The following is a 21,343-nucleotide window of genomic DNA, read 5'->3' as shown; positions in this document are numbered from 1 at the left end:
CGTTCCGCTACCTTTGGGGCCCCTGTTGCTTGTGTCGTGCGCCGTTTGTTTGCTTTCAAAATAACCTTACTCACCCTGGCGTGGCTGCTGCTGGCCATTGCCTGCCAGCAGGTGCCGGCTAGCACGTTCTGGCCCGTGGTGTTTGGGGCGCTCACCACGCCGGTGGCCCTGGCCCTGACGGCGCTGCTGGCCCTGTACTGGCTGCGGCGCAACTGGCGGGTGGCGGTGCTGCCCGTGGCGGCCTTGGTGCTCACATGGCCCCATGTGCAGCGCGGCCTGGCCCTGCACCCCACCTACCTGGGCAAGCCAGTGAAAGAGCAAAACCAGACGCTGACGAACGGCAACACCCTGCGTTCGTCGTTCCTGGTGCCGGCCTCCAAGGCCAACGTGTCGCTGCTCTCAGCCAACGTGCGGATTTTCAACGTGTATTCCCAGCTGCGCGACCCTGACAATACCTCGTCCAAGGGCTTCATTCGCTGGCTGGCCGAGAGCCCGGCCGACGTGCTGTGCCTGCAGGAATACTACAACGAGCCCCGCGGCTCGCGGTACGACAAGGAATTGTTTCGCACCGACGACCACCTGGGCCGGGGCAGCGGCCGGCACTCCTTTGTGTCGGTCACGCTCACCAATGGCATTGGGGCGGAATTTGGGCTGGCTATTTTCTCGCGGTTTGTCATTGTGCGGCGCGGCACCATTGCCTTCGGCCGCCTCACCCAAAACCACGCCATGTGGGCCGACCTGGCCCGGCCCGCCGCCCGCACGGGCCGCGCCCGCCCCGATACCATTCGGGTGTACAACCTGCACCTGCAAAGCATGAGCATGGCCGAAACCGACATTGTGAAGGCCACCGAAAGCCGGGCCGGCCTGCGCCAGAAAGCCCCCAACCTGCTCCGGCGCTTCCGCAATGGGGCCGTGGCCCGCGCCGCCCAAATCGACACCGTGCTGGCCCACATGGGCCGCTCGCCCTATCCCGTGCTGCTGGCCGGCGACCTCAACGACCTGCCTTATTCTTACGCCTACGACCAGCTGGCCGACCGCATGCAAAACGCTTGGGCTACCGCCGGCACGGGCATCGGCGCCACGTACAACGGCAAACTGCCCGGCCTGCGCATCGACCAGCAGTTTGCCGGCCCGAAGTGGGAAGTGCTGGGCTGCCGCGTGCACCGCGAAATCAAGTGGAGTGACCATTTTCCCATCGAGGCGCTGTACCAGCTGCGCTAGTCCCCCATGCAAGGGCCGGCCTGCGTAGGAAAAGAAACGGTCAGGCGACGGGCTACTGCGCTAGGGGACGAAATTTGTTGCCCGATGGCACGGGTTATCATCCACGGGGTGCGGATTTTCGTTTCTCCGTTGTTCGCTGGCGGCACTTTGGCCCCGCCGGGCGTCGTCTTTTTACTTCTGTTCCGCCTCCGCCGCGCGCTTCTTTAGGAGGTGGGCGCTTATCGTTTTCTCCCCCGCTACCTTTGCGCCATGTCGCTCTCGCTCTACAATACGCTTACCCGTAAAAAAGAAGAATTCCAACCCGTGCACGCGCCCCAGGTGGGCGTGTACCTCTGCGGCCCTACCGTGTATAGCGAAGCCCACCTGGGCAATGCCCGGGGTCCAGTTGTATTCGACGTGCTCACGCGCTACCTGCGCCACCTCGGCTACCAGGTGCGCTACGTGCGCAACATCACCGACGTGGGCCACCTGGAAAGCGACGCCGATACCGGCGAAGACAAGATGGAGAAAGCCGCCCGCGCCGCCCGCATCGAGCCGATGCAGGTGGCCCAGCACTTTGCCAACCGCTACCGCCAACACATGCTGGCCCTGGGCTGCTTGCCGCCCGACATTGAGCCCCAAGCCAGTGGTCACATCACCGAGCAAATTGGCATGATTGCCGAAATCATCGCCAACGGCTTCGCCTACGAAGTCAACGGCTCGGTATACTTCGACGTGCCGAAGTACGACGAGGCCCACCGCTACGGGCGGCTCTCGAACCGCGGCATTGAGGACCAGCTAGGCGGCACCCGCGATACCCTGGCCGGCCAGGACGAAAAGCGCAGCCCGCTGGACTTTGCCCTCTGGAAAAAGGCTGCCCCCGAGCACATCATGCGCTGGCCTTCGCCTTGGAGCGAAGGCTTTCCCGGCTGGCACCTCGAGTGCTCGGCCATGAGCCGCAAGTACCTCGGCACGCTCTCCGACATCCACGGCGGCGGGCTGGACTTGATGTTTCCGCACCACGAGTGCGAAATCGCGCAGTGCCAGGCCAGCAACACCGGCACCGACGAGTCGCGGGTGTGGATGCACAACAACATGATTACCGTGAACGGCACCAAGATGAGCAAAAGCCTCGGCAACTTCGTGCTGCTGGGCGACATGTTCAAAGGGCCGGCCGGGCCGCTCGTGCAGGGCTACTCGCCCATGGTGGTGCGCTTCTTTCTCATGCAAGCCCACTACCGCAGCCCCGTGGACGTGAGCGATGACGCCCTGCAGGCTGCCCGCAAGGGCTACCGCAAGCTCATGAACGGCCTGCGCCTCCTCGACAAGCTGGCGCCCACCAGCGAGGGCGCCGACCTGCCCGGCGACGCTGACCTGCGCAAGCTCACGGCCGACCTCTACACCGGGCTCGACGACGACCTGAACACGGCCCGCAGCATCGCCAGCCTCTTCAACCTGCTGCGCAAGTTCAACACCCTGGCCACTACGCCGGCTGCCCTAGCCGATGTATCGGCCGCGGCGCTGGGCGAGGCCGTGGCGGCTTACCGCACCCTGGTGGCCGACATTCTGGGCCTACAGGACGAGCCCCGGGCCAACGCCGAGCAGCTGCTGGCGCTCACGCTCAGCTTTTACTCCGAAGCCAAGGCCGAGAAAGCCTACGACAAAGTAGACGTGATTCGGGCCGCGCTCAAGGGGCAGGGCATCGTCATCAAAGACACCAAGGCCGGCGTGGAGTGGGCCTACAGCGAGGAGTAGGTTGCAACGGTATTTTCGGCTGTCATCCTGAGCGCAGCGAAGGACCTTCTCACGTTTATGCTCAGTTGAGTTAGTAATCAAAGTGCCTCCTGCCGCGATAAGGTCCTTCGCTGCGCTCAGGATGACAGTTCCTTATACATGCGTCTTCGCCACCTCCGCCTTCCCCTCGCCGCCCTCGCCGGTCTCGTCCTGCTCACCGGCTGCCCGGACAAGAAAACCACCGAAACCCCCGACACCACCACGGCTCCGCCGGCCGAAGCGGCGCTGCCCCCGGCCCCGGTCTTTAATGCCGATTCGGCCTACGCCTTCACGGCCCGGCAGGTGGCGTTTGGGCCGCGCGTGCCCAACTCCAAGGCGCACGTGGCGGCTGGCAACTGGCTGGTGGCCAAGTTCAAAAGCTATGGCCTGAAAGTGATGGAACAGCCTTTCGAGGCTATGACTTTTGATGGCACCTATATCAAGGCGCGCAACATTGTTGTGCAGTACCAGCCCCAGGCGGCGCGGCGCGTGGCCATCTTCGGCCACTGGGACACCCGGCCCTTCGCCGACGACGACAAGACCAAGAAGAACGCGCCCATGGACGGCGCCTCCGACGGGGCCAGCGCCGTGGCCGTGGCTCTGGAAATGGCCCGCGTGCTCAGCCAGCAGCCCGACAGCCTGGCCCCCAACGTGGGCGTCGACTTCATTCTCTTCGACGCCGAGGACTGGGGCCACGACGCCTCCACCCAGGCCGAGGTGAAGAACCTGCTCGAAGGCAGCGGCACCGATTCCTGGTGCCTGGGGTCGCAGTACTGGGCCAAGAACCTGCTGCCGAAGAACTACAAGGCTGAGTACGGCGTGCTGCTCGACATGGTGGGCGCCAAGGGCGGCAAGTTTACCCGCGAGGAAATGTCGCGCGCCAAAGCCGGCTTTGCCCTCGACAAAATCTGGCGGGTGGCCGCCCGCCTGGGCTATTCCGACTTCTTCCGTTACGAAGACACCGGCGGCATTACCGACGACCACGTGTACACGAACCAAGCCGGCATCCCCACCATCGACATCTACCACCACAACAACAGCAACAACTACTTCCCGGAATACCACCACGCCACCGCCGACAACATGAGCATCATCGACCGCAAGACGCTGAAGGCAGTGGGCCAGACGGTGTTGCAGGCGCTGTACGTGGACTAACGATGGAAAATTGGACTACTTAGGGAGGCGGGCGGCGGCCGGAGTTGCAACGCTTTGGGCCGTGCGTGCCTCTGCTCTGGGTGATTCACCTGCTTTCTACCTCCTTTTATGAAACCCCTGTTTTTGCTTAGCGGCTTGCTCGCTCTGGTTTTTGCTGCTTCGGCACAGCCTATTAAGCAGCCTCCGGTGCGTGTGGCCGACGGCACCATGTTCCGGCAGAAGGTGGCCGTGGCGCCCTACGGCGGCCAGCGCTACCGCCTCACCATGCGGGCGCAGGCCGACACCGCGGGGGGCAGCTGGGCCAGCCTGGGGATTGTGTACTACAAAGGCGGCCGCTACCTGGCCGATGCCGACCTCTACAACCAGAAGAAGCCGCTGAACCGCGTGCGCTCGCCGCGCTGGACCACGTACACCATTGCCGGGACCTTGCCCGTGGGCACCGATACCGTGCACCTCAACCCCAACGTGCACGGCAACGGGCGCTTTGCCTTCGACGACTTCCGGCTGGAAGTGGCCCAACCCGGCGACACCTGGGTATCGGTGCCGCTGACCAACGGCGACTTTGAAGCGCCCGCGCCCGCTGACTCTTCGGCTACGCGCCTGCCGCCGGGCTGGCAGCCCTACGAGCCGCGGCCAGTGGCCGGCTACACCTACCGCGTGGCCCGCGAATCTGCCGGTAACCACTACCTGCTGCTGCGCGGCACCGGCATCGTGTCCTACGGCGACAACCGTGCCGTGGGCCGCTACCAAATGGCCAACGGCGTGCGCCTTTATTACGAAACCTACGGCCAGGGCCCGCCGCTGCTACTGCTGCACGGCAATTCCTACAGCATCGGCGGGTTCAACTACCAGATTGCCGATTTGGCCCGCCACTACCGCGTCATCGCCGTGGATACCCGCGACCAGGGCAAGTCGGCCATCACCAAAGGCGTGCTCACCTACGACCTGTTTGCCGAGGACATGGTGGCGCTGCTTGACGCGTTGCACGTGCCCGCCGCCCACGTGGTGGGCTGGAGCGACGGCGGCAACACCGGCCTGAGCATGGCCCTGCACCACCCCGCCCGCGTGCGCAGCCTCGTGACCATGGGCGCCAACCTCTACGCCGACACCACGGCGGTGGAAGCAGGCATTTTAGATGAAATCAGAGAGAACCTGCGCCGCGGCCCGGCCCGCTACCGGCGCATCACCACGCTCTTGCTGGACTACCCGCGCATGAAGCCCGCCGAGCTGGCCGCCATCAAGGCGCCGGTGCTGGTGCTGGCCGGCGAGAAAGACGTCATTAAGGAAGCCCACACGCGGCTCATCGCGGCCAGCATTCCCGGGGCGCAGGTCACCATTTTGCCCGGCCTGAGCCACTTCGCCCCGCAGGAAGACCCGGCCGTGTTCAACGCGGCCGTGCTCGACTTTCTGGCCAAGCACTGAGGCGGCTGACTGGCCCGGTCACGCTCACCTCACCCCCCTGCCCCCTCTCCCGCGGAGAGGGGGAGCCACGACGGCACATAAGGCATTTCCGGTTTTCCCTCTCCGCGGGAGAGGGGGTCAGGGGGTGAGGTGACCCGTCAGGCCGTGAGTCTTCCACCCGCTTCATCCACCGTCAGCGTCACGGTCTGCCCCACTACCAGCGCCAGGTTGTCGGCCTCGTGGCCCACCGGGAAGCCGTAGGCCACCGGGAAGTCGTACATCTGCGCATACCGGTCGATGATTTCCTCGGCCGTCACGCCAAACGGAACGGTATTGTCGCGCATTTGGGAGAAGTGGCCCACCACCAGCCCGGCCAGGCCGGCCAGCTGCCCGCTGCGGTGCAGGTGCAGCATCATGCGGTCGATGTGGTAGAGGTATTCGTCGAGGTCTTCCAGAAACAGGATGCGGCCCGCGAAGCCTGCCTGCGAGGCCGTGCCCGTGATGGTCTGGAGTAGGCTGAGGTTGCCGCCTACCAGCGCGCCGGTGGCGGTGCCTAGCCGGTTGAGGGCGTAGGGCGCGGTGGCAATGGGCTCAAACGCTTCGCCGAACAAGGCCCGGCGTAGGGTTTCGAGGGCCAATTCGCCGCCGGCCTGGTGAAACAGCACCGGCATCACCCCGTGGATGCTGGCGTAGCCCAGGGCCAGGAGGTGGCTGTTGAGCACCGTAATATCGGAGAAGCCTGCCACCCACTTGGGTGCGGCCCGGAAGCCGCTGAAGTCGAGTTCGTCCACGATGCGGGCGGTGCCGTAGCCGCCCCGGGCACAGAGGATGGCGCGGATGCTGGGGTCGTCGAGCTGCTGCTGAAAATCGCGGCGGCGCAAGGCGTCGTCGCCGGCAAACTGGTGGTGGTCGCCGGCGATGCTCTCGCCCAGCACCACGGTCAGGCCCCAGCTTTCGAGGGTGGCCACGGCGGGCGCCAACTCGGCGGCTGGGATTTTGCGGGCGGTGCTGACGATGGCCACGCGCTGGCCGGCTTGCAGGGAAGGGGGGAAGACTACCGACATGGAAATAAAAAGAAAACAGCCGCAAGTAAAGCAGGGCGGGCCAGTTGCTTGGCGGCGGGAGAATTTTAACGCCGGGCTGTTAAGTTTGGATGAGCATTGCGCTAAACCCCGGCCGGGGCTTTTACGTCAAGCCCATCGGTCGGCCTCTTCTTCCTTCACTTTTCCCTTTTTTATGAAAGCTACTTTACTGTTTGTCTGGCTGCTGCTGGGCGCCGGGTATCCGGTTTTCGCCCAAAACCCCATCGACATCACGGGCGGGCGGTACTTCGACCCCATCTTCCCCACCGTCACCGTCACGCCGGGCGTGGTGTACGGCTCGGCCGTCAACTTTGCTGGGACTACGCAGCCCCTAATCATGGACATCTACCAGCCGGCCGGCGACGTGGCGCCCGAGCGGCCGGTCATCATCTTCGCCCATCAGGGCGGCTTTGTCAGCGGCAGCCGCAGCGAACAGTACATGGTGGACGTGTGCACGCGGTTTGCCAAGCTGGGCTACGTCACGGCCAGCATCGATTACCGTCTGTTCTTTTTTCCCTTCGATGTGGATAACCTGGACCGCGCGGCCTTCCGCGGCATGCAGGACATGCGGGCGGCCGTGCGTTTCTTTCGCAAAGACGCGGCTACCGACAACACCTATCGGGTAAGCCCCAGCCGCATTGTGGTGGGCGGCGCTTCGGCGGGGGCGTTCATGGCCCTGGCCGTGGGCTACCTCGACAAAGTGAGCGAAGTGCCCGCTTCCGTAAACGTGGCCGCCATGGGCGGCATCGAGGGCATGAGCGGCAACCCCGACTACAGCAGCGAGGTGCTGGCCGTGCTCAACCTGAGCGGTGCCACCGAGCGCCCCGAGCTGATTGAGGCCGGCGACGCCCCGCTCTACAGCATTCACGGCACCGACGATGCCGTGGTGCCCTACCTGGAAGGAACCGTGGGCGCCAGCCTGCCGCCCAAGTACGTGTACGGCAGCGGTCGGCTGAACCCGTATGCGACCAGCATCGGCGTGCCCAACGTTCTGCGCACCCTGGACGACGCGCCGCACATCCCGATGTACGGCACCAGCGCGGCTGCGCTGGCGTACGCCGAAACCACCTTCCGCGACATTCGCGACTTCCTGCGCCCCCTGCTCGTGCCCGTCACGCCTACCACGTACCCCAGCCTGGTTATCAGCACGCCCACCGACGTGCTGGCCGGTACCTATCAGGACATCACCATTACCGGCAGCCAAGCCACGCTCACCGGCGCCATCACCGTGTTGGGTACCCTGACGGTGCAGAACAACGGCGCCCTGAAAACCGACTGCTCCGTGGTGGAGGGTCCCGGCAACTTCGTGCTGGAGGCCGGCGGCACGCTCCGCATCTGCAGCTCCGCGGGCATTGCGGCCAGCGGCGCCACCGGGGCCATCCAGAACACCGGCACCCGCACATTCAGCACCGATGCTATCTACACCTATGAAGGCACCGCCAACCAAGTGACCGGCTCCGGCCTTCCCGCCCAGGTGCGCGAGCTGGAAATTGCCGTGCCCGCCGCCAGCGCCGTTTCGCTGACCAATGCCGTCCGCATCAGCCAGCGGCTATTGCCCACCAGCGGCACCCTGAGCAACGCCACCCGCGCCCTCACGCTGCTATCCAGCGCGGACGGCACGGCCCTGGTCGCGCCCGGAGCCGGCACCGTGTCCAACGCCTTCACCGTGCAGCGCTACATCGACCCCAGCGTGAACCCCGGCCTGGGCTACCGCCACTTGGCAACGCCCCTGGCCGCCACCACTGCCAGCCTGGCTACCGGAACCTTCTCGCCCGTGCTCAATACTGCCTACAATACCAGCGCCCAGCCCGAGCTGGTGCGCCCCTTCCCCACGGTGTTTGAGTACGACCAGCGGCGGACGCTGACTTCGCCGGCCACCAGCTATTCCTTCTTTGATAAGGGCTGGGCCGTGCCCACGGGTGGCACAGCTACCACTACGCCGCTGGAACGCGGCCGCGGCTACGCCGTGAACACGACGGCCGACCAAACGCTGGCCTTCACCGGGCCACTGACTCGCAACAACGAAGCCATTTCCGTAACCCTCACCGCGGCGGCCACGCCTCAGGCCGGCTGGCACTTAGTGGGCAACCCCTTCGCCTCGGCTTTGAACTGGGACAACGTGCCCATACCCGCCGGCATGAGCTCAGCCATGTACATTTTCGTGAGCACCAGCCAGTATGATGGCCAGTACCGGGCCTACGTGAACGGCGTAGGGCCAGCCGCTGCGGCCACCATCCCGCTGGGGCAGGGCTTCTTCGTGCGCTCCCTGGTGCCCGCGCCCATCACTCTCACCTTCCCCGTTAGCGCCCGCATCACCGACTTCGACGCCGCCAACACGGCCACCGTGCAGCGCGGCACGGCCGATGCCCGCCCCCGCCTCCGCCTCACCGTGGCCGACGCGACCAAAGCCGCCGCCACCGACGAGACGTACCTCTACGTCGAAGCCGGTGCCACCACCGGCACCGACCTGCGCTTCGATGCAGCCAAGATGCCCAACCCCAGCGGCCTGAACCTGGCCACGGTGGCTGCGGGCCAGCAGCTGGCCATCAACGGCCTGCCCGCCCTCGCGGCAGCTACAGTGGTGCCGTTGGCGCTCACTGTGCCCCGCGTAGGAACCTACGTGCTGGCCGCCGAGCAGCTAGTCAATTTCGCCCCCGGCAGCACCATTTTCCTGAATGATGCCGTGACTGGCACTCGCACCCCGCTGGCTGCGGGCACCCAGTACCGTTTTTCCCAAACTAGCCTCACCGCCGCCGGCCGCTTCACGCTGGAGCTCACTTCGTCGCCCCTGGCGGCTGCCGGTTCGGCCCTGGCGGCGCAACTGCAAGTGTACCCCAACCCGGCTTCGGGTAGCTTCACGGTGCTGTTGCCGCGGCCCGTAGGCAGCCAAGGCCAAGCCTCGGCTCGCCTGACCAATGCCTTGGGCCAGACGGTGCGCGCGCAGCAGCTTGCGGCGGCAGCCGGCCAGCCTCTTCAGGCCGAAGTGGATGTGCGCGGCCTGGCGCCGGGCGTGTACCAATTGCACCTCACCGTGGGCAGCATCCCGCTGGTGCGTCGCGTAGTGGTGCAGTAGCCCCATGGGCAGGCTGCCGCGGTAATAGCTCACCGTCAGGCTTCCGGGCCATCGGCCTCGTGGGTTCGATGCGGTAAACAGCAGCGAGTACAAACAGAAGGGCGTCATTCGTGCGAATGGCGCCCTTCTGTTTGTACTCGCCGGCTAGCCCGTACTCGTTCAGCCTGTGAGCCGCCCCAACTCCTTCACCACTGCGACAGGGCTTGTGGCCAGCTTCTGGCTAGAGGCGTTCTTAAAAAAGAACGGCTCTGCCGAACCCCCGTAGTGAGCACACTATTTTCGTGGAAGCCAAGCCTGGCTCTCGCAACGTGACTTAATGCGCGAAGGTGGGCGCGTAGAATCGCTCCAGAAAGTGGGTGATGGCCGCCGTTTCCAGCAAAAAGCCGTCGTGTCCGTAGCGCGAATCCAACTCAGCATACATAGCGCCCGGAATATGGTTGGCCAGCTCCCGCTGCTCGCCGAGCGGAAACAGCACATCGGACGTGATGCCCAGCACCAGTGTGCGGGCGCCAATGCGCCGCAGGGCCGCGGGCACCCCGCCCCGGCCGCGGCCCAGGTTGTGGGTGTCCATGGTTCGGCTCAGGGCCACGTAGCTGTAGGCGTCAAAGCGGGCCACTAGCTTGTCGCCCTGGTAGCGCTGGTACGTGCTGGCGCGGTGCTCGCGCAGCAGCTCCTCGTCGGGGTCGGTTTGGGTTTCGCCGTAGGCCGAGTAGCTGCGGTAGCTCAGCAGCGCTATAGCGCGGGCAGCCCGCAAGCCGTCGTCGCCCCCGCCGGGCTGTCCGTGCGCGTAGGTTGGGTCGGCCTCAATGGCCAGCCGCTGCGCCTCGTTGAAGGCAATGCCCCAGGCCGAGTGGCGGGCATTGGTGGCAATCACCACGAGGTGGTCGAACAAATCGGGGCGCTGCACGGCCCATTCCAGCGCCTGCTGGCCGCCCAGCGAGCCGCCGATTAAGGTGTGGATATCGGTCAGGCCCAGGTCTTGCCGCAGGGCCTCGTGTGCCGCCACCACGTCGCGAACGGTCAGGCGGGGGAAGTGCTGGAAGCGCGCCTGGCCCGTGGCCGGGTCGGCATCGAGCGGGCTGGTGCTGCCGTAGCAGGAGCCCAGCACATTGGCGCACACGATGAACCAATCGGCGGGGTCGTAGTAGCAGCCCGGCCCTACCAGGCCGGGCCACCAGCTCAGCACGTCGGCATTGGCCGTGAGAGCGTGGCACACCCAAACCACGTTGTCGCGGTCGGGACTCAGCTGGCCCCAGGTGCGGTAGGCCACGTGGGCCCCCGCCAAAATCTCCCCGCTTTCGAGGCGCAGGTCGGGGAGATGAAATATCTGGTCTTGCATGATGGTTCGATATCAGGAGCTTTTGGCCGGCGGCCCGCCAACGGCGGGCAACCGGCCGCCGGGCTATACTTCCAAAGGCTGGGCGTGCTCCAACTCGGGCTCGCCCACTGATGCGCCTTCCGCGGGGCGGGTTGCGGTGTTGGCAACGGCCTCGAACGCCTGCTGCAAATCGGCTTTGATGTCCTCGAAATGCTCAATGCCCAATGACAAGCGCAACGACGTGGGCGTGACGCCGGCGGCCAGCTGCTCCGCGTCGCTCAGCTGCTGGTGCGTGGTGGCCGAGGGCTGAATGATGAGCGTTTTGGCGTCGCCCACGTTGGCCAGGTGGCTGATGAGTTTAAGGTTGTCGATGAATTGCGTGGCGGTTTCTTTACTGCCCTTGAGCCGGAAGCTGAGCACGCCGCCGAAGCCGCGTTGCAGGTATTTGCGGGCGATGGTGTGGTAGGGGCTGCTGGCCAGACCGGGGTAGTTCACGCTTTCTACCTGCGGGTGCTGCTCCAGCCAATTGGCGATTTTCAGGGCATTTTCGACGGTGCGGTCCACGCGCAGGCTCAGGGTTTCGAGGCCGATGAGCAACTGCCAGGAATTGAACGGGCTAATGGCCGGTCCGAAGTCGCGCAGGCCCTCTACCCGCGCCCGAATGATGAAGGCGATGTTGCCAAACGGCCCGCCCTTGCCAAATACGTCGTTGAACACCAGCCCGTGGTAGCCCTCGCTGGGCTCGGTGAACTGCGGGAACTTGCCGTTGCCAAAGTCGTAGGTGCCGCCGTCCACAATCACGCCGCCCACGCTGGTGCCGTGGCCGCCAATCCACTTCGTGGCCGACTCCACCACGATGTGCGCGCCGTGCTCCAGAGGCCGGAACAGGTAACCGCCCGCGCCAAACGTGTTGTCGACCACCAGCGGCAAGTCGTGCTTGTTGGCAATGGCGGCAATGGCTTCAAAATCGGGAATGCTGTAGCTCGGGTTGCCAATAGTTTCGAGGTAAATGGCCTTGGTCTTGTCGTCAATCAGCGCCTCGAAGCTGGCCGGATTGTCGCCGTCTGCAAACCGCACCTCAATGCCCAAGCGCTTGAAAGCCACCTTAAACTGGTTGTAGGTGCCACCGTATAGGTAGGCCGTGCTCACGAAGTTGTCGCCGGCCTGCAGGATGTTATTTAGGGCAATGAATTGCGCTGCCTGGCCCGAGCCGGTAGCCAGCGCCGCCACGCCACCTTCCAGAGCCGCCACGCGCTGCTCAAACACATCGGTGGTAGGGTTCATGAGCCGGGTGTAGATGTTGCCGAACTCTTTCAGGGCAAACAGGTTGGCGCCGTGCTCGGCACTTTTGAAGACGTAGGACGTGGTTTGGAACAGCGGCACGGCGCGGGCTCCGGTGGTGGGGTCGGGCTGCTGGCCGGCGTGGAGTTGCAGCGTTTCGAAATGCAAGGGGGAAGCAGACATAATGGGGGTATGATTAAGCGTTGAAAACCGAAAAAACAAATGGGAAAAGCGCTTAAAAGCTAGTAAAGGCCATTGTTGAGCGCCGCAAAAACCCCGAAAGCCCGTGCTGAAGGAGTGGCCCCTACCGGCCGCTAGGCGCCAAAAGGGACGGCGGCGGGCCCAGCGGGCCACCAAAAAATCCAGAAAGAGGGGAGGGGGTGCCTAAGCCGAAATCAGCTTAGCAACAACACGGGCACCAACAGCACATTCGCATTCGGGCCGGTCGCGGGGCGAGGCCGGGGCCACTTGGGGCCACAATGCAAAAAACCGAATCTGCGGCGCGCAAAGCAGCCGGAGCATTCGGCACAAAAAAAGCGGAAGAGGGAGCGTTTTCCATGGTACTCGATTCATATTCCCCGCCCTGGCCTGCGCCGGAGTGGGTAGGAATTGGCACCTTTCGCGCGGTCGAAGGTTGCCAGCGGGTCACGGAGCCTAGTCTCTCGCCGCTTCTCTATAAAACATAAAACTTCCCCGCCGCGAGCGGGGGAGTACCTTGTTGGTGAGGCAAATGTAAGCGCGAATTTTTTTTATGGGCAAGCAGCAGCCCATAAAAAAAAGTTGCTGCCGAGCTTATGGGCATGCCCACGGAGCCCGCTTGGCATGCTGCGTCCCGAAGCAACGGAACACTGCCAGACAAATTATTTGCGCTAGGGGCAACGCTGCGCCGGCTAAGTAGAGCGGGCGTACCGAGCCGCGTTCAAAACCCCTAAAACACAAAAAAGCCACCCTGAAACAGAGTGGCTTTTCTCACCTTTTTTCTGCAAAAAAGTACCTAGAGACTAGGTAGGGTCAACACCTGTCCCACTTCGATGTGGTCAGGGTTGTTGCCGATGAGGTCCTTGTTGGCCTCGTATATCTGTGGCCACTTGGCGGCGTCGCCGTAGTGGTTTTTAGCAATTTTTGAAAGCGAGTCTCCACTTACCACGGTGTACGAATTACCAGTGGCAGCCGGATTGGCAGCGTTACCAAAAAAATCGGTAGCACCGGTACCTGTTTTTGCGGCGGGCTCTACGGGCTTTTGCTCGCCTTTGTCGCTGAGGAAATCAAGAAGTCCCATGGAAAGTTTCAAATTAAATGAAAAAAATAGCCAGCCGGCACCGGCCAAGCTAACAAAGCACCTATACGGGCAAGCTGAAGCGGGGTTTCGTTGTAAACTCTTTTGCCTGTGGGCCGTAAGCCGACGAGCCCACTTTGCTGGGCTTTGTCATTCTCTTCTTTCACCAAAACCTTGTTCCAATGAAAACCCAGTCGCTTTTTTCGCTTCGTTATTTCGCCAGCCTGCTGCTGATGCTGTCGCTATTTGTTACTGCCTGTGGCAGCGACAAAGGAAAGGTAGAAGGCGTTAATATGCTATATGGCACCGATAGCAAGGTGTGGAAAACAGCCAAAGAAACCGACACCAGCGGCGACAAAGTGAAGCAGACCGATGCTCAGAAACAAGAGGAGCTACGCATTTTTGCCAACGGTACCTACAACATGACCGGGGCCAGCGGCGCAGTATCGGGAAAATACACGTTTGACCAAGCCGGCAAAACCATCACCATGACCCCCGACGGCTCGGCCACCAGCAACACGTTTGCCGTGGAAACCCTCACCGACGACAAGCTCACCCTGAAGTCGGCCGATGGCGCGGCTCTCATGCTCGAAGCTGAATAAGTAGCGGCTAAAATTTGTTTGAAAAGGCCCCGGACCGTTTTGGTTCGGGGCCTTTTTTGTGTCTTTTGCCAGCTGGTTTCTCGGTGAAAAAGCACCGGCGGGGGTAGTTTGCACTCCTTCCGGGCAAGCTCAATTCCCGGTACAACTTTTTTCTGCCGCCCATGCTCACCAATTTCAAAGGCTTTATCGGCCTTTTTTTGTGTTGCGGTCTGTTGTTTTCGGCCCGCGCCCAAGCGCCAGCTTCGCTGCCCGTGCATGTGGTGCGTAGCATCGACCCCGCCGATGCCGACTTCCAGGACCTGGAATTTCTGTTGCAGGAAATTGGCCCGGCGCGCGTGGTGATGCTCGGCGAGCCCACCCACGGCGAGGGCAACGTGTTCGAAGCAAAGGCAAGGCTGATTCGCTTCCTGCGGGAGAAAATGGGCTTCACCACGCTGGCCTTTGAGAGCGGGTTTTACGACCTGCGCAAGGCCCAGCAGGCGCTGGAGACTGGCAATTCGGCCCAGGAAGCACTGGGGAACAGCGTGTTTGGCGTCTGGACCAGCACCCAGGAATTCCAGGCCGTGCTGCCGCTGGTAGGCTCCGGCAAACTGCGCGTAGCCGGCTTCGACCCGCAGCTGTTTAGCGAAGGCTACGCCGGCGATTTGGTGGACGATTTGCAGGTATTTCTATCGAAAGAAAAGGGTGGAGCCGCGCTGCATTACGACTATCTCGAGGAAGTCATCAGCTTCATGGGCGAGCATTTCATGTTTCTGCCTTCCACGCAGTTGGCTGATTTTGAGAAGGAAATGGCCAAGGCGCAGCGCTTGGTCGACAAAGCCGCTGCCAGCACCAACGTTGCGCGCCGCGCCGATGCCGCCTTTTGGCAGCAGTGCCTGCGCAGCCTGCTGGCCCAGGCCCGCGACTACGAAGCCCACGATTCCGGTACCAAGGACGAGAAGGAATTCAAGGCCGCCGACAGCAACCCGCGCGACGCCCAGATGGCCGACAACCTGCTCTGGTACTTGCGGGCTCACCCGCAGGAAAAGGTGATATGCTGGGCCGCGCTGCCGCACCTCGCCAATAAAGTAGAGGCGCTGAATGATGTGGAAATCCAGACTTTCCGCCCGATGGGCCGCGCCGTGAAAGCGGCGCTGGGCCCCGACCAAGTCTATATTCTGGGGACGCTGGCCGGCGGCGGCACCCACGGCTTTGCCGGCATGGGCGGCTACCAGCCTGTGCCACCGCCAGCCGCCGGCACGCTGGAGGCGGAACTGCTGGCGCAGGGCGCCGAGTTCAGCTTCGTGAGCCTGAAGCACGACGCGCCCGGCCGCGCCCTGACCACTTATGCCTTTGAATACAAACCCCTGACGGGGCCGTGGAGCGAGGTAGTGGACGGCTTCCTGTTTCTGCGGGCCGTGAACCCGCCGCACGGAGCCAAACTGGTGCCCAACGCGCCCGCACCTCCCGCCGATACCGCCGCCCTGGCCCGCGCTATACCGGGGGCCATCAACCCGGCGGCGCGGCCCCAACGCGTGCGCCCCGGCACGGCTGGCCAAACGATACGCGGCACCGTGCTCGACCGCAAAACCAGTCAGCCGGTGCCCTATGCCTCGGTGTCGGTGCCCGGCCAGGGTGTGGGCACCGTGGCCGACGGGCAGGGACGTTTTGCGCTGCGAGTGATTGGGACGACGGCGCTGCAAATCAGCAGCGTAGGCTACGCCACAGCGGCGCTCACGCCCAAGCTCAGTGGCGAACCGCTCACGGTGCGTTTGGTGCCCGCGGCTTATGAACTACAAGACGTGCAGGTGCGCGGCGAAAGCTTGGACCCGCGCCGCATCATGAAAAAAGTGCTGGCCGCTTTGCCCACCAATTATGAGCAGGAGGACTATGCGGCCGAAGTATACACGCACCGCCGGCTCAGCCATTTCGATACCCTGCGCTACGATGGAGAGTACGTAAGTCGAGTTTTCGAGCCGGCCGGCCACCGCGACTTCAACGGAGGCTTTCTGATGCGCGGGCCCAGGCAGCAGCACCAAGTGCGCGAAGTGCGGGTGCGCCAGCCGCTTCCCCCGCCCGCCAAGCCGGGCGCGCTCATAAAGGGCGGCCACGGTTTTTTTACTTCCACGGCCGACCCGGTGCGTATCTCGCCGCTATTCAAAACGGGCACTTGGCGCAAATTCAACCTGCGGCTCGACAGCGTGGTGGAACGAGGCGGTGAGACGGTGTACATCATCGGGTTTGCCGTGCGGCGGCCCACCCACCGCTCCACGGGTACTTACCTGCAGTCCGGGTATTCGGGCCGGTTTTTCGTGCGCCAGCAGGACCATGCCGTCGTGCACTACGAGGCGCTGTGGGAGCTGGATACCGTGAAAATGAATGCCATTGCCCGCAAGCACCACCCGCGCCGGGATGGAATTTCCCAGCTCTACACCAGTGTGTATGCCGACGACCGCACCGACCACGTGGTGGACTACGCCCGCGGCGCCAACGGCCGCTACCACGTGAGCCGCAGTGCCGCCCAGGGCCTAAGCGTGGGCCGGGTGCTGCGCGGCAACCGCCACTTTCACACCCAGATGTCCGTTGAGCAGTATTTTACGGTGGTGCCAGCGTTGGCCCCAACCTTGGAAACTGCTCCTACTAATGCGGCTTCCGAATTTGAGCAATTGGGGCATACTGTCTACCATCCCCAGTTTTGGGACCGCTACCAACTTCCTACCCTAACTCTTAAAACTCCCGCACCAGCCGCCGCTAAACCGTAATGGTTTTGGCGGGCCGCTTGATAAACACCCGCGCCACCCAGCGGGGCAAAAACACCATGCCCAGCACCAGGTATAGGTAATACGTCACTACCCGGTACAGCAGCACCATGAAGCTGGTCATGGTGGCGGTGCCAATGAAAGAGCCAAAAAACGTGGGAAACGCGCCTTCGGCAATGCCCGCGCCGCCCGGCGTGATGGCCAGCAAGAGGATGACTTTGTAGGTGATGTTGCGGGCGAAGATGAACAGGAACGTACCCGCATCCATGGGCACAAACGCGGCAATGAGGCAGCCGATAATGGCGTAGCGGGCCGTCCAGACAAAGGCCGTGCTCACGGCGGCGTGCCACCAGTAGCGCGGCCCGTTGCCGCGCAGCTGCATCGAGGCCAGTACCATTTCCTGCCCGTGCCGGTAGGCCTTGCGGCGCCAGCGGCGCAGAATGGGGAGGGAAAACAGCCGCACCAGCAGCCGCCGCACCGCCCACGGATTAACGAAAATGGCGTACAGCATCAGCCCCGCGTAGAGCGTCACAAACACGTAGCTCACGCCAAACGCCACCCGCAGCGTGGCCACAAAGCCCGTTTGCAGCGCCTCGTGCGGGTAGAGCCCGGCCCCGGCTATCAGCACCACCAGCGGCACCATCAGCACGTAGTACAGGTTGTCGAGCAGGGCCGTAACCATGATGTAGGCCAGGCCTTTGCCCAACGGAATGCCTTCCTTTTCCAGAATAAACGGCGCCGCCGCCGTGCCGCCCTGCCCCGAAGGCAAGACGCAGGAAGCAAACTCCCAAATCATGATGACGTCCAGCGACTGCCGGTAGGTCAGCTCGTCCTCGGCAATGTGGCGAATGCGGTAGATGTAGCCCAGGTCGCGGGCCACCAGCACCAGCAAGGCCACCAGCAGCCAGCGCCAATCGGCGTTTTGCAAGGGAGCCAGCTCGCCCGGCTTGTAGCTGCGATAGAACAGAAACGCGACCACGCCCAGGCCAATAACGACGGGCAGAATGAGGCGCGACGGCCGCAGTCGCTGCAGGAAATTCTCGTCGTTTTTGGACAGAGTAGGAAGCTTATCGGGCATAGCAGGGAAAGACGGCAGCTTAGCAAAAGTAGGACGTAGCCTGCTGGAATGAATACTCAGCACGAGCTGGAAACAAGAACGCCATGCTCCGCAGCGCGGGCATGGCGTTCTTGTTTCCAGCTCCGATGCCCTTAGGGGCGGCCGCCGGTGCTGCCGGCCGGCGTGATGCCGCCGGGCGTGGTAGTACCGGGTGAAGGCGCGTTGGCCGGGTTGTTAATTGGGTTCACGGGCGTGTTCAACGGCGCGGCGGGGCGCTGCTGGGTCGCCGGGGTGGCGGGCTGTACCGTGGGCAGGGGCTGGGCCGGAACCGTGCCTGGCAGCGCGGCCGGTAGGGTTTTGGTCGAGTCCGTAGTGGTGCTGTCGGTTGGGGCAGTCAGGGGCTGGGTACCGGGCTGAGCAGTTGGCGCCGTTCCAGCAGGAGCGCCGGGAGCACCGCCTGGGCGCGTGCCGGGAGCGCCAACCGGGCGGACACCGGCCGGGGCACCACCCGCTGGACGAGCACCGCCGCCGCCACCGCCGCCACCTGCCGGGGCTTCCCCGCCACCTAAGTCACCGCCGCCACCGTCGCCTTTCAGGTCATCGTTGTTGATGCCGCGCCGGCGTCGCGGGCGCTGGTCGGCCGAAAGCTGGCCGATGCGGTAGCTGAAATTCACTTGGAAACTCAGCTGGCGCCGCTCGTTGATGCTATTTTGAGTTAGCAAGGGGGTGCGAATTTCGTTGCGAATTTTGATGGACGGGGTCAGGAAGTTTTGAGCGCCGAAGCCGAAGCTGCCTTTTTTGTTGGCGAATTCGCGCCGCACGCTTAGGCCGTAGAAGCCGAAGCCGCTCTGCTCGCCCTGCAGCTCCACCTGGCGGCCACGGTAGAAGCCAAAGGCCTGCAGGCCCCACAGGTCGGTGATTTTGTACGAGCCAAACAGGCGGCCGCTGGCCACAAAGCCCTTGTTCGAAGCGTTGTAGAGGCGGTCGGCCACGTTGTTGCGCAGCACGGCGTAGTACACGTCGATGCCGCTGTTGAGGCTCAGCTTCTTGCCGTTAAGCGAAGCAAACACGTTGCCGCCGTAGGCGTTTTCCTCGCCAATGTTGCCGAAGCTCACGAGCTGCGCCCCGGGCACCAACTGGGCTTCAGGACCCAGCTGGGCGTTGAGGGCAGTGCGCAATTCCTCGGGCAGGGGGCTGCGCACCGACTGGATAGAGCCGGTGGTGTTGCGCACAAAGGCCGAGAAGTTCAGGTTGACCTGCTTGACCAGCGTGCTATAGCCCAACTCGTAGTTGTTGGTGAATTCGGGCTGCAGCTCAGGGTTGCCCTGGCTTACAATCAGGGAGTTGGAGAACTGCGGGGCCGGGTTCAGGAACTGCAGCGAGGGGCGCTGCAGGCGGCGGTTGTAGGCCAGTTTCACCACGTTGCCGTTGGTGAGGCGCCGCGAGAGGTTCACGCCGGGCACCAGCGCCCCATAGGCGGGAATGCTTACCACCTCGTCGGTGTTGTTAAAGTCGGCCGTGATGGTCGTGTACTCGTAGCGTAGGCCGGGCTTCAGGGTGATATTCTTGGGCAAGCTCACCGTGTAAGTGGCATAGGCGGCCGCTACATTCTGCCGGTAGTTGAAGCCGTTGTTGAGGGCGCCGCCCGTGGCCCGGGTAAATGCGCCGTCGGAACCGGGTGCCGTGAACAAGGCAAAGTCGCTGCTCACCTTGCGCAAAATGTCCTTGGCGCCGAACTCCAGCAGCTGGGTTTTGCCTACCGGCGACTGGTAGTCGGCCTGGACCGTGAATTCTTCGTTGGCGCTGGGGTTTTCGTTGCGCAGCCGGCTGGTGGTGTTGAAGTTGTTAACGTCCAGAATCGAGTTCGTGAAATCGTTCTGGCGGTCGTTGCGGCTGTACTGCGTCAGCAGGCTGAATTCCTGCTGTGGCTTCTCAAACAGGTGGGTGAAGTTCAGGCTGGCGTCCACCGAATTGGACCGGTCCTCCACGTCCACGTTGCGCACATCCAGCGGCAGGCTCGACGAGGAGAGCAGGTTGGTGCGGGTCAGCCGGTCCTGCTGGGAGTTCGACGCACGCAAGCCGTAAGTGAACGACGCCTGCAGCGAATTTTGCTTATTGATGTCGTAATCCCAGGCCAGGGCGGTGCGTCCGCCGCCCTGGTTCTGGCGGTTTTGGGCCGTTTGCAGCGTCGAGCGGATGTCCGAAGGGTTGCTGGGGCTGATGGTCGTCTGGCGGTTCTCGAAGCCACCGCGGATATTGTAGCCGGCCCGGCCGCCCGCGTTCAGCGAGAAGCCCATTTTGCCGGTGCGGTAGCTGCCGTTCAGGCCCAGGTTGGCGCTGCGGGTGCCCGCGCTCACGTCCACGCCCAGCGTGCCGCCGCGCAGCGTATTGGTTTTGGTAATGATGTTGATAATGCCGCCCGAACCTTCCGCGTCGTACTTGGCCGAAGGCGAGGTGATTACCTCCACGCTCTTAATCTGGTCGGCCGGAATCTGGCGCAGCGCGTCGGCAATGCTGCTGGCCGCAATGGCCGAAGGCTTGTTGTTAATCAGCACCCGGATGTTGGAGCTGCCGCGCAGGCTCACGTTGCCGTCCAGGTCCACGCTCAGCAGCGGCACCCGGCGCAGCACGTCGGAGGCGTCGCCGCCCTTGGCGGTCTGGTCGTTTTCGGCGTTGTACACCGTGCGGTCTACCCGCTCCTCAATGAGGGGCTTTTGGGCCACCACCACCACTTCGCCCAGCTTTTGGGCCGAAGTGGCCATGCTCACCGTGCCAAGGTCAACGGGACCGCCGGCGGGCACTGCCACGCCAGTGCGCTCCTCGTTCTTGTAGCCGATAAAGCTGATTTGGACCGTGTAGCTGCCGGCCGGAATGCCCGCTAGGATAAACTTGCCGTCGTCGCCGGCTACGCCGCCGTTCACCACTTTGCCAGCGGCATCCAGCACGGCCACGGTAGCATACGACACCGGCTTGCCCGTGCCCGCCTCCGAAACGGTGCCGGTGATGCGGCCGGTAGCGGCCCGTGCAGTGGTCGGCGCCGAAGGGGCTGCCGGACGGGCGCCCGGGCTTTGCTGGCCCGCGGCCAATTGGGTGGTGCCCATTAAGGCAGCCAGCAAGACAGCAGTAGCTGGTAAATTCTGTTTCATACAATACATAGCGGCCAAAGTGCCACAATTCGAGCCGGAGGTTGCATCCGGCACCCTTCTTTTGACTTTATAAACGATGTAACCGCAAACTGGTCCATTCGGCTTGCCGATACGCAAAGGTCCCCCCGAACGCCGGCCTCAACCCCATAAACTAGATTATCAACCCGCGAACCCCGACAAACGGCCGGATTCTCCCGGTTGTCACAACCGCTGTTCGCGCCGCGTCGTACCTTTGCCGAGG

At 63.5% G+C, this 21,343-nt stretch carries 13 protein-coding genes and 1 riboswitch; of the genes, 7 read left to right on the top strand and 6 right to left on the bottom strand.

Annotation, left to right across the window (positions count from 1 at the left end):
* Positions 1-36 precede the first annotated feature (36 nt).
* From I2I05_RS14270 to I2I05_RS14255, 4 genes are all read left to right on the top strand, one after another.
* Entirely contained in the window at positions 37-1,221 is a 1,185-nt protein-coding gene (locus I2I05_RS14270; protein ID WP_196282945.1) for an endonuclease/exonuclease/phosphatase family protein, read from the top strand.
* 249 nt (positions 1,222-1,470) lie between these two features.
* Entirely contained in the window at positions 1,471-2,955 is a 1,485-nt protein-coding gene (gene cysS / locus I2I05_RS14265) for a cysteine--tRNA ligase (protein ID WP_196282944.1), read from the top strand.
* Between the two features lie 138 nt (positions 2,956-3,093).
* A complete protein-coding gene (locus I2I05_RS14260) occupies positions 3,094-4,128 on the top strand; it encodes a M28 family peptidase (RefSeq protein ID WP_196282943.1) in 1,035 nt (344 codons plus the stop codon).
* Positions 4,129-4,236: 108 nt separating this feature from the next.
* Complete coding sequence (locus tag I2I05_RS14255; protein ID WP_196282942.1) at positions 4,237-5,550, top strand: alpha/beta fold hydrolase; 1,314 nt, start codon at positions 4,237-4,239, stop codon at positions 5,548-5,550.
* A 137-nt stretch (positions 5,551-5,687) separates the two neighbouring features.
* On the opposite strand, the gene I2I05_RS14250 is transcribed toward I2I05_RS14255, so the two are convergent.
* Positions 5,688-6,593: a S66 peptidase family protein gene (locus I2I05_RS14250; protein ID WP_196282941.1), complete on the bottom strand. Its 906-nt coding sequence runs from the start codon at positions 6,591-6,593 to the stop codon at positions 5,688-5,690.
* 172 nt (positions 6,594-6,765) lie between these two features.
* Here I2I05_RS14250 and I2I05_RS22155 point away from each other — a divergent pair, with 172 nt between their 5' ends.
* Complete coding sequence (locus tag I2I05_RS22155; RefSeq protein ID WP_196282940.1) at positions 6,766-9,684, top strand: T9SS type A sorting domain-containing protein; 2,919 nt, start codon at positions 6,766-6,768, stop codon at positions 9,682-9,684.
* 313 nt (positions 9,685-9,997) lie between these two features.
* Here the strand turns inward: I2I05_RS22155 and I2I05_RS14240 are convergent, their stop codons facing one another.
* The 3 genes from I2I05_RS14240 to I2I05_RS14230 all read right to left on the bottom strand — a co-directional run bounded on the left by I2I05_RS14240 (position 9,998) and on the right by I2I05_RS14230 (position 13,562).
* Positions 9,998-11,023 carry a homoserine O-acetyltransferase family protein gene (locus tag I2I05_RS14240; protein WP_196282939.1) on the bottom strand — a complete coding sequence of 342 codons (1,026 nt, stop codon included), beginning with the start codon at positions 11,021-11,023 and terminating at the stop codon, positions 9,998-10,000.
* A gap of 63 nt (positions 11,024-11,086) precedes the next feature.
* Positions 11,087-12,466, bottom strand: coding sequence for an O-acetylhomoserine aminocarboxypropyltransferase/cysteine synthase family protein (locus I2I05_RS14235; RefSeq protein WP_196282938.1), 1,380 nt, complete (start codon positions 12,464-12,466; stop codon positions 11,087-11,089).
* 383 nt (positions 12,467-12,849) lie between these two features.
* Positions 12,850-12,965: riboswitch (SAM riboswitch) on the bottom strand.
* A gap of 312 nt (positions 12,966-13,277) precedes the next feature.
* Positions 13,278-13,562, bottom strand: coding sequence for a LysM peptidoglycan-binding domain-containing protein (locus I2I05_RS14230; RefSeq protein ID WP_196282937.1), 285 nt, complete (start codon positions 13,560-13,562; stop codon positions 13,278-13,280).
* A 179-nt stretch (positions 13,563-13,741) separates the two neighbouring features.
* Here I2I05_RS14230 and I2I05_RS14225 point away from each other — a divergent pair, with 179 nt between their 5' ends.
* A complete protein-coding gene (locus tag I2I05_RS14225; protein WP_196282936.1) occupies positions 13,742-14,161 on the top strand; it encodes a hypothetical protein in 420 nt (139 codons plus the stop codon).
* 161 nt (positions 14,162-14,322) lie between these two features.
* Positions 14,323-16,902, top strand: coding sequence for an erythromycin esterase family protein (locus I2I05_RS14220; protein ID WP_196282935.1), 2,580 nt, complete (start codon positions 14,323-14,325; stop codon positions 16,900-16,902).
* On the opposite strand, the gene I2I05_RS14215 is transcribed toward I2I05_RS14220, so the two are convergent.
* Entirely contained in the window at positions 16,892-17,977 is a 1,086-nt protein-coding gene (locus I2I05_RS14215) for a lysylphosphatidylglycerol synthase transmembrane domain-containing protein (RefSeq protein WP_196282934.1), read from the bottom strand. The genes I2I05_RS14220 and I2I05_RS14215 overlap by 11 nt on opposite strands.
* A gap of 131 nt (positions 17,978-18,108) precedes the next feature.
* On the bottom strand, positions 18,109-21,072 hold the full coding sequence (locus I2I05_RS14210; RefSeq protein ID WP_196282933.1) for a TonB-dependent receptor domain-containing protein: 2,964 nt from the start codon (positions 21,070-21,072) through the stop codon (positions 18,109-18,111).
* Between the last annotated feature and the right edge of the window lie 271 nt (positions 21,073-21,343).

It is taken from the genome of Hymenobacter jeongseonensis (assembly GCF_015694725.1).
GTDB classification, from domain to species: Bacteria; Bacteroidota; Bacteroidia; order Cytophagales; family Hymenobacteraceae; genus Hymenobacter; species Hymenobacter jeongseonensis.
Note: the sequence above shows the minus strand (reverse complement) of the source record. Positions and strands in the feature narration are given on the sequence as shown.

Bases quoted from the DNA above. Each gene is read 5' to 3' on its own strand.
- cysS (WP_196282944.1), top strand. From the start codon at position 1,471: ATGTCGCTCTCGCTCTACAATACGCTTACCCGTAAAAAAGAAGAATTC.
- I2I05_RS14215 (WP_196282934.1), bottom strand. From the start codon at position 17,977: ATGCCCGATAAGCTTCCTACTCTGTCCAAAAACGACGAGAATTTCCTG.
- I2I05_RS14255 (WP_196282942.1), top strand. From the start codon at position 4,237: ATGAAACCCCTGTTTTTGCTTAGCGGCTTGCTCGCTCTGGTTTTTGCT.
- I2I05_RS14220 (WP_196282935.1), top strand. From the start codon at position 14,323: ATGCTCACCAATTTCAAAGGCTTTATCGGCCTTTTTTTGTGTTGCGGT.
- I2I05_RS14260 (WP_196282943.1), top strand. From the start codon at position 3,094: ATGCGTCTTCGCCACCTCCGCCTTCCCCTCGCCGCCCTCGCCGGTCTC.
- I2I05_RS14235 (WP_196282938.1), bottom strand. From the start codon at position 12,466: ATGTCTGCTTCCCCCTTGCATTTCGAAACGCTGCAACTCCACGCCGGC.
- I2I05_RS14250 (WP_196282941.1), bottom strand. From the start codon at position 6,593: ATGTCGGTAGTCTTCCCCCCTTCCCTGCAAGCCGGCCAGCGCGTGGCC.
- I2I05_RS14240 (WP_196282939.1), bottom strand. From the start codon at position 11,023: ATGCAAGACCAGATATTTCATCTCCCCGACCTGCGCCTCGAAAGCGGG.
- I2I05_RS14225 (WP_196282936.1), top strand. From the start codon at position 13,742: ATGAAAACCCAGTCGCTTTTTTCGCTTCGTTATTTCGCCAGCCTGCTG.
- I2I05_RS22155 (WP_196282940.1), top strand. From the start codon at position 6,766: ATGAAAGCTACTTTACTGTTTGTCTGGCTGCTGCTGGGCGCCGGGTAT.
- I2I05_RS14230 (WP_196282937.1), bottom strand. From the start codon at position 13,562: ATGGGACTTCTTGATTTCCTCAGCGACAAAGGCGAGCAAAAGCCCGTA.